This is a genomic window from Weissella tructae (assembly GCF_000732905.1).
In the GTDB taxonomy this organism is placed as follows: Bacteria; Bacillota; Bacilli; order Lactobacillales; family Lactobacillaceae; genus Weissella; species Weissella tructae.
In genome coordinates this window covers 136681-149829 of sequence record NZ_CP007588.1, presented here as the reverse complement: position 1 = coordinate 149829, position 13149 = coordinate 136681, and the positions used below count along the sequence as shown (strand labels likewise).

10 protein-coding genes are annotated in these 13149 nt (G+C 39.2%); 2 read left to right on the top strand and 8 right to left on the bottom strand.

All coding sequences use genetic code 11. The annotated features are described in order from the left end of the window. Positions 1–88 precede the first annotated feature (88 nt). Positions 89–919, top strand: coding sequence for a hypothetical protein (locus tag WS08_RS00695; RefSeq protein ID WP_009495588.1), 831 nt, complete (start codon positions 89–91; stop codon positions 917–919). An 81-nt stretch (positions 920–1000) separates the two neighbouring features. On the opposite strand, the gene WS08_RS00690 is transcribed toward WS08_RS00695, so the two are convergent. The 4 genes from WS08_RS00690 to WS08_RS00675 form a co-directional block, all read right to left on the bottom strand. Then, positions 1001–2374, bottom strand: a complete 1374-nt coding sequence (locus WS08_RS00690; RefSeq protein ID WP_009495590.1) for a DUF2130 domain-containing protein — start codon at positions 2372–2374, stop codon at positions 1001–1003. Between the two features lie 49 nt (positions 2375–2423). Then, entirely contained in the window at positions 2424–4388 is a 1965-nt protein-coding gene (locus tag WS08_RS00685) for a hypothetical protein (protein ID WP_009495596.1), read from the bottom strand. Between the two features lie 130 nt (positions 4389–4518). Beyond that, the gene (locus WS08_RS00680) at positions 4519–5055 is read right to left on the bottom strand and encodes a phosphoribosyltransferase (RefSeq protein ID WP_009495600.1); all 537 of its coding nucleotides are present in this window, start codon (positions 5053–5055) and stop codon (positions 4519–4521) included. A 4-nt stretch (positions 5056–5059) separates the two neighbouring features. Then, on the bottom strand, positions 5060–6352 hold the full coding sequence (locus WS08_RS00675; protein WP_009495601.1) for an adenylosuccinate synthase: 1293 nt from the start codon (positions 6350–6352) through the stop codon (positions 5060–5062). 254 nt (positions 6353–6606) lie between these two features. On the opposite strand from WS08_RS00675, the gene WS08_RS00670 reads away from it, so the two are divergent. Beyond that, entirely contained in the window at positions 6607–7914 is a 1308-nt protein-coding gene (locus WS08_RS00670) for an NCS2 family permease (protein WP_009495602.1), read from the top strand. 376 nt (positions 7915–8290) lie between these two features. On the opposite strand, the gene WS08_RS00660 is transcribed toward WS08_RS00670, so the two are convergent. From WS08_RS00660 to nagA, 4 genes are all read right to left on the bottom strand, one after another. Beyond that, positions 8291–10042 (bottom strand): septation ring formation regulator EzrA, encoded by a 1752-nt coding sequence (locus WS08_RS00660; RefSeq protein ID WP_009495604.1) that lies wholly within the window; start codon positions 10040–10042, stop codon positions 8291–8293. Between the two features lie 383 nt (positions 10043–10425). After that, positions 10426–11037 (bottom strand): 30S ribosomal protein S4, encoded by a 612-nt coding sequence (rpsD, locus tag WS08_RS00655; RefSeq protein ID WP_009495605.1) that lies wholly within the window; start codon positions 11035–11037, stop codon positions 10426–10428. Positions 11038–11260: 223 nt separating this feature from the next. Continuing rightward, entirely contained in the window at positions 11261–11962 is a 702-nt protein-coding gene (locus WS08_RS00650) for a GntR family transcriptional regulator (RefSeq protein ID WP_009495606.1), read from the bottom strand. After that, positions 11962–13140 carry an N-acetylglucosamine-6-phosphate deacetylase gene (gene nagA / locus WS08_RS00645; protein ID WP_009495612.1) on the bottom strand — a complete coding sequence of 393 codons (1179 nt, stop codon included), beginning with the start codon at positions 13138–13140 and terminating at the stop codon, positions 11962–11964. The genes WS08_RS00650 and nagA overlap by 1 nt, the downstream gene beginning before the upstream one ends. Positions 13141–13149 lie beyond the last annotated feature (9 nt).

Genomic DNA, 13149 nt, shown 5'->3' with positions numbered 1-13149 from the left:
ACCAACCGGTTTACGCGAAATTTGATACAATATTAACAGCAACTTATAAAACACGTGCTAATTAAACATTTTAAGCAGGGGACTTAACATGGATCAAGAATATGAAGAACGGCTTTCCCGTTTGAATCGTCTAAACGACATCACCGCGGAGCCAACACCATCACATCCAAAACAACCACAAAAACCAACAAAAAAACGCGCTACTAAATTTACTAAAGCCGCTGCAATTACTTTGGTGATTTCTATCATCTCGCAATTAGCGATTTGGTGGGTGTACCCACTAATTTATTCACGTAATCTCGCCGGTGGTCAATGGCAACAAAATCCACTATTCGTCATCTATACGATTTTATTAGCCATTGCGGTCTATTTTACAATTGGTCAAAGCCGCTATAAAATCAGCACTTTTGCCATTGTATTAATACCCGTCGCGTTTTTATATTTCCTATATCAACAAATGACGGGACAACAAGTCGCCTTACTAAGTTTATTACCCGTTACCTTAATTCTAATCAATATTCATTATTTCAACCTAAAAAATATCGTTGGTTTGAACTTATATGCCGCAATTGCGACTTTATCTGTTCCAGTTGCCATCTTTTATCAACAAAACACTTTTCTGACGATTCCGTTTATCTACAGTTTACTACCTTTGTTCTTTTCATATTTGTACTACACGGCTAGTATCTTCATCACCAATACCCGCCATAAGCGTATTGCATCGTTAATCTTCGGTGTTATTTTGATGATTATTGTTCTAACATTGCCTTGGAACATTTGGACATTGTTAGCGGTTATCTTGATTGTCTTTACTTGGCTAATCTTAATCAATCTAACCATCAAAACTGAATACATGTTTGGCATTTTATCTGCGCTACAAGCCATTACAATTTTAGCGATTTTCTTACAACAGAAATAAGCCTAACATCATCAAAAAACGACTGATATTGAATATCAGTCGTTTTTTATTTATGGCATTATTTTTGTTCACGCAGATGGACTACAAATCTTCACGTTCCGCTTTTAATGCTTCAAATTTTTGTGCCATCGTTGGATTGTTCTTAGTTAACTTCTTAATATCAACCTTATCAATCTTCGTTTCAGCGACCCCTAGGTTCTTCATCGCTTTACGCAATTCATCACGTGCAGTCGTCAACTTCTTGATGCTATCATCTAAGTTTTTATCTAGCTTTTCTAGATTCCCATTAAAGTTCTTAGCTGTTACACCAAAGTTATCCTTAAAGGCCATCAATTCAGCTTCGAAGTTAGAGATATCAATGTTTTGTTCTTGCATCATTTCTAGGTCTTTTTTGTAACCGACACTATTTAAGGCTGCATTACGTAGAATACCAATCACTTGCAAGAAGAACTGTGGACGGATGACGTACATCTTCTCGTATTCGTACACTTGGACGATTCCAGTATTGTAGTAGTCACTATCTGCTTCCAACATTGAAACTAGCACGGCATATTCCGTCCCCTTTTCGCGGCGGTCCTTATCTAGCTCTTTAAAGAACGCTGAGTTAGGCTTTTTCGCTACTGTTGCGTCCGCTTCATTCTTCATGTCGAACATAATACTAATAAATTCCGTCCCGTCAATTGAATCACGGAAGATGAAGTCTCCCTTTGATCCAGATGCTTTAGAAACTTCATTATCCTTTTCAAAATAAGCATTTGGGAAGGCTGTCATACGAATCTTGTTAAATTCATCCATCGCATATTGTTCTAGACTTTCACCAATATCTTTAGTTGATTGGCGTGCTTTAAAGTCACGATAGAACTCTACTTGTTCATTGGCTTTTTCTAACTCTAGCGCAAACTTACCTTCAACTTCTTTTTTCACTAATTCTTTTTCTTGGTCTTTAATTTGCAATTGACCTTTTAGTTCCGTCACTTCTTGCGTAGACGCCGCAATCGCTTGTTGCTTCTCCGCATCTTTTTCTAACGCTTGTTCTTTTAATTGTGCCTTCAGCGTTGTAATTTCTTGTTGTTGTTCATTCATCGCCTTTTGTTGCGCAGCTTCTTGTTCCAACAACTTCGTCTTCAAGGCAGCTTCATTAGATTCTGTTAGTCCATCTAACTTCATATGCAATGATTCAACTTCTTGCGCACGTTTATTTAAGTCGGCTTCAAATTCAATTTGCGCTTTCGCCAATGCAGCCTTCATACGTTCTTCCGCAACGATCTCTTGTTGCTTTTGCCAAGCATCTTGATCTTTTTTACTTTGTTCTTCGACCATCGTTTGAATATTAGCTGAAATAACTGATGTATCAATATTTTGTTCTTCAGTTAAATCAATCACATCCCCAATTTTAGCGTCTTGATCTAACACCAATTCATTTTGTGATTGAATATGAAACTTCACTTTCGCCATCATTATTCCTCCTATAACTCGTATAGTATATTCCCAAGTAATTAAAAAGTTATTTAATAAAAATTGTTCGCCAAGATATATTCGGATCTAATTTCGACCAAAATCCGTCATTATCAGAATCTTCATTCATGTAATGTAACTCTTCATTTATCTTCATAACATGAACTAATATTACTAATAAGGCTACCAAATAATCCCTATGGTACACGCCATCCTCGGCTATTTTATCATGTCCATACCCATTACGAATCGCTAAAGAGTTATCAAACATTTTGTTATTTAACATGTAATTCAAAAAGTTTTGTTCAGGCTTTGAATACAGAGCACTTTCCATAAAGATTAGATTTTCATCACACATTGTATGGTACATATCTTGATAATAATTTGGTAAATTTATTTTTTCTTCTAATGCTCGTTTATTTATGACTTCATACATCCATAGTTGTTCGAAAAGATATATTTGTAATTTCTGTCGGTCAGTCATGCTTATTTTGTTCTGCGCGTCTAATGTTACTACATCCAGATCCAATAAGTCACTGATTCCGGTTTGTTGATGTGCATGAAAATCCGCTATTGCGAGATTGTGATTATCTATTAACTCCACAAAAGAAGGCGCATTAATCTTCTTATTAATATAATGTAAAGGAGATTGATCCGAAAATAACATTCGTAATATAGGCTTCAATTTATCACTTGCATATATATACTTATCTTCAACTACGCTAGAGATTTCTGAAAAATTGGGTGTATTTTCAAATTCCAACATTTCCAGGTCTATCTCCTTATTTCGAACCCATAAACACCACTGTTTTCTAATATTTTCTTCAATAGGAAATAGTGCTTTATTTCTGTTTTTATACGTACCTTCTGTCGGAATATCTAACGGAAGCCACTTCATCCCTTCGGCTTCTGTATATTCACTAAAAAAATACTCTAAAACATTTTCAAGCGAGCTGTCTTTCTCTATCAGCGTAGACTGAATAATTTCTAGTTGAAGCAACACCAGTTCCAATTTCATTTTAAAAGCACCAGTGTCATTGTAATATCTCTTCGATTTAGTTGTCAGTATTTCTATTAGTGGACTACTTTCGATGTTAGGAAATGATGATAAATTCAAAATTCGATTCGGAGTCCATAATCCCTCAAGATAGTATAAAACGTTCAAGATTGTTGGATTATCATTTTGATTTGTACTTATCGCATCTTTATCTAAAAAGAATTTTATTTCGTCCGCTTGCCTATATTCAACCCAATCAGTATACACATTAAACCCGATCTTTGTGATATGCCCGTGTGCCATTAATTCAGAATTCAAATTTTCTATTCGTTTTTTTAATTTCAATCTTCGTTTTGACGTCAAATTAAGATATCCTGTAATACCTTCAGGTATATATTGGACTACTTCTAACAAACTACCATTGGGATGATCCGAGTCTATATACAGATCTAACATACTAGAATACTCTTCTTTAGTAATATTATCTGGAAAATAATTCACACTCTTAGAATCTGTAAAATTATTAATCAAGTATTCAATATTACCGTTATCAGACAACATGATCGTTTTTATTGTTTCCGGATATTTTGTCACAACGTTTTTATATTTTATCCACGGTAATAAAGAACGTACCTTATACTTCTCAAACAGATGTAGCATCTCCGCATCACTAACTTTTAACTGATCACTGAATTGATTAACCAAATATACAAGCTCATCTACATATTGATATGATTTATCATTATCTTCAAAGACACATCCAAATGTTTCGTTCATGACATCAGTATCAACCTGATTAATCCATATATAGATGCTTGATTTTATGGATGACACCATTTCATTTAATTCAGAGTTATTTTTCTGCTTTAGAAGAGATGTTTCCATGATAAATGTAATTAATTCTAGTATATCTACTGACGTTTTCTCTTTTTTCAAAAGCCCTTGCAAACGTCCAATGATGTCACTATCTTTCCAAGTAACACTATCATATCTGGTGAATCGATCTATATAGTCCATAATTATTACCTCTCACTCAAAACAGCTATCCCTCAAAAATACATTTTCATAAATTGATTACCCTTCCGCCATTATACCAGCTTACAAAAAAAGACTCGCCATGATGACGAGTCTTTTCTGATTTTGTATTTTATGGTTGTAATGACAAAACATAAACTGAACCCAAGTTACGGAAATGATTCTTGTAATCCATTCCATATCCAACTAAGAATTCATTTGGTACCTTCGCCCCAACGAAGTCGGGGGTAACGCCACCATCACTAATATCATCACGCTTATCTACCGCAACCGCAACATAGACTTTCTTAGCACCACGGCGTTCAAAATCGGCTTTTAGATACTTCAATGTTAGTCCCGTATCCACAACTTCATCTAAAATCACAACCGTTTTCCCAGCTAAGTTCGTCTTAATATCGCGTTGAATGGTAATGTGTCCCGTTGACGAATCACCGACATAGCTAGAAACATCGATGTAGTCCATATCAACATCCCGGTCCATGGCACGAAGAACATCGGCCATGAATACATACGCACCCTTCATCACTCCGACAAAGACAGGACGTTCAACGTCTGCCAATTCCGTGTTCATTTCAGCTGCAACACGGTCAACCATCGTCGCAATTTCTTCCGGCGTTAGAACAACACGTTCTAATGTCATCTTTTCCATCTGATTAACCTTCGTTCCAGATGTCGAACAAAACAATTGTTTGTTCGTTTGAAGGACCAACTGCGAATGTGTACAAAGGCACACCAATCAATTCTTCAACACGCTTCAAGTACTTTTGTGCGTTTTCTGGCAAAGCATCACGTGACTTGATGTCAGTGATATCTTCATCCCATCCAGGTAGTTCTTCGTAAACTGGCTTAGCACGACGCACTTCAGCCAAACTTGCTGGGTAGTGGTCAATGCGCTTTCCATCAAGTTCGTAACCAACCGCAATCTTCAATGTTGGCAATCCAGACAATACGTCCAATGAGTTCAATGACAAGTGTGTGAAGCCACCAATACGTGATGCATGGCGCAATACAACTGTGTCCAACCAACCGATACGACGTGGACGCTTTGTCACAACACCATATTCATGTCCGATTTCACGGATACGTTCACCTGTTTCATCAAACAATTCTGTTGGGAATGGTCCATCACCAACACGTGATGTGTAGGCCTTGGCCACACCAACAACTGAATCAATCTTAGTAGGTCCGATTCCGGCTCCGATTGTCGCTCCACCACCAACTGGTGATGATGATGTGACATATGGGTATGTTCCGTGATCGATGTCCAACATAGCCCCTTGTGCTCCTTCAAGCAAAACTTGCTTGTCAGCGTCCAAGTAGTCGTTCACGATAACTGTTGTATCAGTAATGTAAGGCTTCAATGTTTGTCCGTATTGTGCAAACTCTGTTACCAATTCTTCCAAATCTAGTGGTGCTTCACCGTAGATCTTTTCTAGAATTTCGTTCTTTTCAGCCAATACAGTTGTCAAACGTTCACGCAAAACTTCTTCATCTAGCAAGTCAACAACACGAATTCCTGTACGGGCAGCCTTGTCCATGTAGGCAGGTCCAATTCCACGACCAGTTGTTCCAATCTTACCGTCACCCTTCTTGGCGTCAGCAAGGCGATCAATCAACATGTGGTATGGGAAAATAACATGCGCACGGTCTGAAATACGTAGGTTTTCAGTTGTAATTCCTTCAACTTGGATGCTTGCCAATTCTTCAAGCAACGCCTTAGGGTTAACAACTGATCCGTTTCCAATAACCGCTAGACGTTCTGGGTTAAAGATACCTGATGGTACCGCTGAAAGTTCGAACTTCTTACCGTCCACATAAATTGTGTGTCCAGCATTGTTACCACCTTGGTAACGAACGACCATATCAGCGTCCTTCGCGATAAAGTTCGTAATCTTACCCTTACCTTCGTCACCCCATTGACTACCAACAACTACAATACCTGCCATGATTCTCTCCTCTGTTTCTCATCAAAATTGATTATAAATCACTAAAACACGAACATTAACTCTTAAATCGTTAATTTCATTCTAACAATAAAGAAAATATTTTTCAAGCAGTAAAACGTTTAAAGTTCGCATAAATAGCTAAATTGTATTTTTCTTAATATTCAATGTTCGTGTTTTAAAGTTGACTTATGGTTTCCATTTACCTACACTGTGGGTGTTACCGCATTTTAGAATAGGTTCACCTGGAGGAAACCATGCAGGCTATACGTACTTTTTTTAATTTTGATGAACTAAACACGAACTTTACGAGAGAATCTATTGCTGGATTAACCACATTCGTGTCAATGTTATACATACTTTTCGTGAACCCCAGCGTGCTTGGGGCCGCTGGTATGGACCAAGGTGCCGTGTTTACCGCTACTGGTATTACTGCGGCTGTAGCAACCATCTTCATGGGAGTTGTTGCTAAATATCCTATCGCGATTGCTCCTGGATTGGGTGTAAATGCATTTTTCGCCTACTCAGTTGTGCTTGGAATGGGAATCCCTTGGGAAACTGCCCTAGCAGGTGTGCTAGTCGCAGCGATTATCTTCTTGATTCTAACGTGTTTCAAGATTCGTGAAACAATCATCAATGCCATTCCCGAAAATCTAAAAGCAGCGATTGCTGCCGGAATCGGATTGTTCATTACATTCATCGGATTAGTTAATGCCGGTATTGTTGTTAACAATGATGCCACATTGGTTGGTTTGGGAAATTTAACTGAACCAACCACACTATTGGCTATCTTCGGTGTGATTCTAACATTCGTTTTGATGTCACGTAATGTTCCTGCTGCGATCTTCATCGGAATGCTAGCAACAGCTATCCTAGGAATGTTCACTGGTTTGATCAGCGTACCTCATTCAGTTGTTGCCGGTGTACCATCACTTGCACCAACATTTGGAGTTGCTATCCAACATTTGGGTGATATTAATAGCTTGCAACTTCTAACAGTTGTTTTGACATTTTTGATCGTAACATTCTTTGACACAGCCGGAACAATGATTGGGTTGGCAACACAAGCTGGCTTCATGAAGGATGGTAAGATGCCACGCGCCGGCAAGGCATTGTTCTCTGATGCCCTTGGAATGACTGCTGGTGCTGTCTTAGGAACATCACCAACTTCAACATATGTTGAATCATCTGCTGGAATCGCTGTTGGTGGCCGTTCAGGATTTACGTCTGTTGTAACAGGAATTCTATTCTTGTTCGCCCTATTCTTCTCACCATTGCTAGCCGTCATTACAACACAAGTAACTGCTGCGGCATTGATCGTGGTTGGAATTCTAATGGCTGGTAGCTTACGTGATATCGAATGGGATGATTTCGCCATTGCTGCACCAGCATTTGTTATTATCGTTGGAATGCCTCTAACGTACTCAATTTGTGATGGAATTGCATTAGGATTCATGCTTTACCCAATCATGATGATTGCGACAAAGCGCGCTAAGCAAGTTCATCCATTGATGTATATCTTAGCGATTATCTTCTTCGCATTTATTTTCTTGATTAATCACTAAGCAATGAAAAAAGGCTAGTCAACTGACTAGCCTTTTTTCTATGTCCTTTACATCTGATTATGTTTATACTAAAGACATATTATCTATTCCTACAGGAGTTATATATTTGACACACTTAGCAAAAATAATTACTCACCCCTATTTCAAACGGATACAAGTAGCTGGATATATCGCGCTATTTGGCGCTATACTACTACAAGCAAAAAATCCGTATGCTATATTAATCCCCGCTTTTACTATTGCCATACTTAAACTCACGGCATTACTACACCTACTGCTAAAGGGCTGGCAAACACTAAAACACAATCTGAAGCATATTCATGACTAAAGAAAAATAGACTGTTACACCATCTTCATCGTGTAACAGTCTATTTTTTTAGTTCAAAGAACGTGTTGATTCTTTTTCCGCAAATTCAGCCTTTAGGGTAGCTTGTTCTTGACGGTATGTGTTAATCGTTTGTTTTAGAATACCTGGCACCAATGGTTCCAATGCATCCGCTAAGACTTGCATCGCCTTAGGATAATCAAATTCACTTTCGTAGTAATGCTTTGCCATCCCAGTTGCTTGTTCTAGCGTTTCATTCTCTGGGAATGTAGAAGCCTTACGAACTAATCGTTCAGTCACTGTTGCCGCTTCAATCAAATCATTTGTTGCTTCATCAAGCGTATCTAGATCCGCTGCTACAACACTTAATTGACGTTGAATATCATCTAAATCAACGCGGTTCAGTTGCAATTGCTTTTCCACACGGCTTAATTCATCAGTCACCACATAGAATTGATCCATGTAACTCTTAGGTACACCCGCCAACGCTTGACGCTCAACAGAACGTTGGATTTGGCGCATCTTTTCTTGTAAACGTACCAAGCGATCACGTTCTTGCTTCAAAAGTAATGGTAGTTCCTTAAATTCATGGAGCATAGCGACTTGCGCTTCTTCAATCTTTTCAAGGTCAGCATGCATCGCTGCTTGTGGTCCTAATAAGCTTGAATACACAACATCTTTTGCCTTGATCGCTTTACGCATCGCGCGCAATGCTGTATCCACATTCAATAGTTCAGACTTCCAGCCACGCACTTGTGCAGCTTCACTCTTAGTGAAAATGAAGTCTTGTGATAGACGGTCAATTTCGATTTCTAATTCATGGTTCAACTTGTGATCATGACGAGCGTATTCGCCCAATTGTTGATCATCTGATACGACTTGTTGTGAGGCATCAAATTCTGCTTCAAACAAGGCATATAGCGTATCAATCTTTTCAGCTGTTTGGTCAATCGCTTCTGAAGTTGCACGTTGTTGGAGATTGCTTAATGCAGTTACACCAACTTGGCGTGACTTTTCGATATCACTCAATTCTGTATCAACGTCAATGTTGAACTTAAATCCAGTTCCCAACATGTGTTGGTACCCTTCATGTAATTCAGTTAATTGATCAGGCATAACCTCTTCTAGCGTATGGACTAATGCTGGTAATTGTTGCATACGTTGTTCTAGTTGCGTCGTCTCCATACCTAGCGTTTCGTATACTTGTGCCGCAGCAGCATGATCACCTTCTTCAGTTAAACGCGCAAATTCATTAAAATCTTCTTCCAATGAGTCCAACACATTTTCCAATTCAGGTAAGGCTGGTCCATATTGTTCACGTTCAGACAACAATTGCGTACGAACAGCTTGATACTTACCTTCCAAGTCAGCTACAGCTTTCTTATGTGCAATATCTAATTGTTCTAAGTCACTCAATCCTTGATTCACGATATCGATTGTTGCTTCTGCTTCACGGATTGTATTTTGCAAACGACGCAAACTTTGCGCTGACTTCACAAAATTTAAACCACGTGATTCATACACGACAGCATTCCCTAAATCATCGATTTCTGCGAAACCTTCTGTCTCTAACGTGACATATTTACGTTCCAAAATTTCAAATTGGCGTAATGATTGTCCAGTCAAACTCATCTGACGTCCTTTTACCAAGCGATCACGCATGGGAATGGTCATCAATTTTTCTTTACGCACAATTAAATCCGCAACTTTACGCTTCGTCACGTATTGCGCCAAAAAAATGATTAAATAAATTGCTGCAGATACAACAATTAGGCCGATTACGATATGTCCAATTTGTGTCATACTCAGTCACATTCTGATGGTCTCAAAACCACCTAACTCCCTTTGTCCAGACTTTATTAACTCTAGATTATCACGCCTATCAATTTCATGCTTGTTTTTACCGTTTCTTTTAGGTTTACTTGTCTTTCTTTACTTTTTTTTAATGGATTGGTTTTTAAAATAGTCTCATCTCTCACACATTTTTAAACATTTCCATACAGAAAGACCCGTAAACAAGAAATATTACATACTAAAAGTAATAGACATATATTTGATATAAATGTGTATACCAATAAAGATAGACAAATCCGTTCATTAATCTTTTTTCTATGTTTTTGGACAAACAAAAAAGCCCCAAGTACGAGACTTGAGACTTTTTGTACGACGCATCGTGATAATAAAAATTATCCCAACTTGTTGTAGTATTCAACGATCAATGATTCATTGTAATCGTTGTCTAGTTCTGAACGTTCTGGCAAACGTACCAATGAACCAGTCATTGTGTCGCGGTTAAATTCAACGAATGGCAAAGTTCCAGCTTGGGCATCCAATGATGCAACCAAGTGAACGTTGTTACGTGACTTTTCGCGAACTGAGATTTCTTGACCTACAGCAACTTCGTATGAAGCAATGTCAACACGCTTTCCATCTACCAAGATGTGACCGTGGTTAACAAGTTGACGCGCTTGTTGGCGAGTAGATGCCAATCCCAAACGGTAAACCATGTTGTCCAAACGACGTTCCAACAAGATCATGAAGTTTTCACCGTGTGTTCCTTGACGAACACGACCGGCCTTGTTGAACAAGTTGTGGAATTGACGTTCAGTCAAACCGTACGTGAAACGTACCTTTTGCTTTTCAGCCAATTGAATTCCGTAATCAGATAGCTTGCTACGGCGTCCATTTCCTTGATCTCCAGGTGCGTATGGGCGACGTGCAAGTTCCTTACCTGTACCTGACAATGATACGCCAAGACGACGTGACAAACGGTACTTTGGTCCAGTATAACGTGACATGTAAATGTCCTCCAGAATTTATATTTTTGTTGAATTCTAGGAGAATTACCTCACATTCGTGCAATTTATCCTAACTTTCACCGCTGCAGCGCGGGTACTAGCTTTTTCACTGCCATAAATTTGAAACAGGTCGATAAATTGTTGACGAGCTTGCGGGTAATCCGCTGCAGTTTTCAACACTTTCATTATCATAGCAAAATAGCGTAAATCATGCAAGCAAGAATTAACGCTCCAAATAAAACTCGAAACGCGACCCAACATATTGGGTACGCACATATTCAAATGGTTCATCATTTTGTGCAAATGTTGTCTGACGTAGTACCAAAACTGGATCACTACGCTTAATATCCAACAAGTCTGCAACACGTTCAGTAACAGCGGCGGCAGTCACTGTTTGACGGGCATAATTGACATGTAAATCACGTTCAACTTCTAGTGTGTGATACAAAGAATTTGAAAGTGATTCACGAGATAGTCCGCGTACCAAACGAGCTGGAATAGCTGCGACTTCAAAAGCGATGGGTTCGTCATTACCATAACGAACACGTTCCATACGAAGGACATTATCGCCTTCATTCATATTTAAACGCTTTTGTTCTGACGCAGTTGCTTGACCAATGTGATAACTGATTGTCTTTGTCGTGGCGACCTTACCAATAGCTGCCATTAAATCAGTAAATGATGTTAGTCCATTCAAAGTTTCTTGCACTTTTTGTTCGGCAACATAAGTTCCTGAACCCACACGGCGTTCAAGTACTCCTTCATCTACTAATAACATCACTGCTTGACGTAATGTCATACGTGACACATCAAATTGATCAGCCAATTCACGTTCTGACGGAATTTTATCTCCTGCTTGCCAACGGCCAGCATCAATAGCTTCACGAATATCATCGTGAATTTGAACATAAACTGGAGCTTTCATTAAATCATTTCTCCTTTAGGTGCATCAGCCTTAGTAAAGCGACGCCCTAGACTGTAAGTTGCATCCAAGTTAGAGAAATCAGCATTGAACACGTTAAAGTCAGCATCCTTACCGACTTGCAAGGCACCCTTTTGTGTCAAACCGAATTCTTCAGCTTGGTTAACTGATGACATCTTAACTGCTTCATGCACACTAGCCCCTGTGAAGGCCATAATGTTACGGAAAGCATCGTCAAATTCAAGTACTGAACCAGCTAAAGTTCCGTCTTCAAGACGTGCTTGCTTGTCAGCAACCCAAACCTTTTGTCCACCTAATTCAGATTCACCATCCCCAAGTCCCTTGGCGCGCATTGAATCTGTAATCAAATCAATACGGTCAGCAGACTTCATTTGGTAAGCTAGCTTCACCATGTCAGGCTTGATGTGGAATCCATCGACGATCATTTCGGCACGCACACTGTTTTCCAACATCGCATGTCCGGCCACACCTGGTTCACGGTGACTCATTGGACGTTGCGCATTGTACAAGTGTGTAATGTGACTTGCCTTTGATTCATTTTGCAAGAATTCGCGAGTTGCATTTGAATGTCCCACTGAACCAATAATGTTGTTTTCCAACAAGTAGCTTTCAAAGGCCGCTAGATCATCCGCTTGTTCTGGTGCGTACGTAATCAAACGCACACGGTCCCCAGACATGTGGTGCCACTTTTCAACCAATTCAACTGAAGGGGCAATAATGTATTGTTCTGGTTGTGCACCCTTGTAGTGTGGGTTGATAAATGGCCCTTCCAAATGAACCCCAACGATTGATGGTTCTTCTTGCGCTGCTTCATTAATCGCCAACATTGCTTGATCAATGTTTTCAACAGCTTGTGTCATTGTTGTTGGAAATACTGACGTGATTCCTTCAGTAATTTGCCCATGTGCCATATTCACGATGTCAGATGCTTTCCCATCCATTGTATCGAAACCGTATGCACCGTGTGCATGCACATCAACGAATCCTGGCACAACCACTTGACGATCACCACGTGTTACATCATCAGATGCAAGCGGTACGAACGCCTTCATACTTCCCATAGCTTCAATTGTTGTATCAAAACGAATAAACCCATCCTTGATAACTGGATTTTCTTCATCACCTGTATAGATGGCTACATGTGTTAAGACCTTACTCATTTCCTCTAC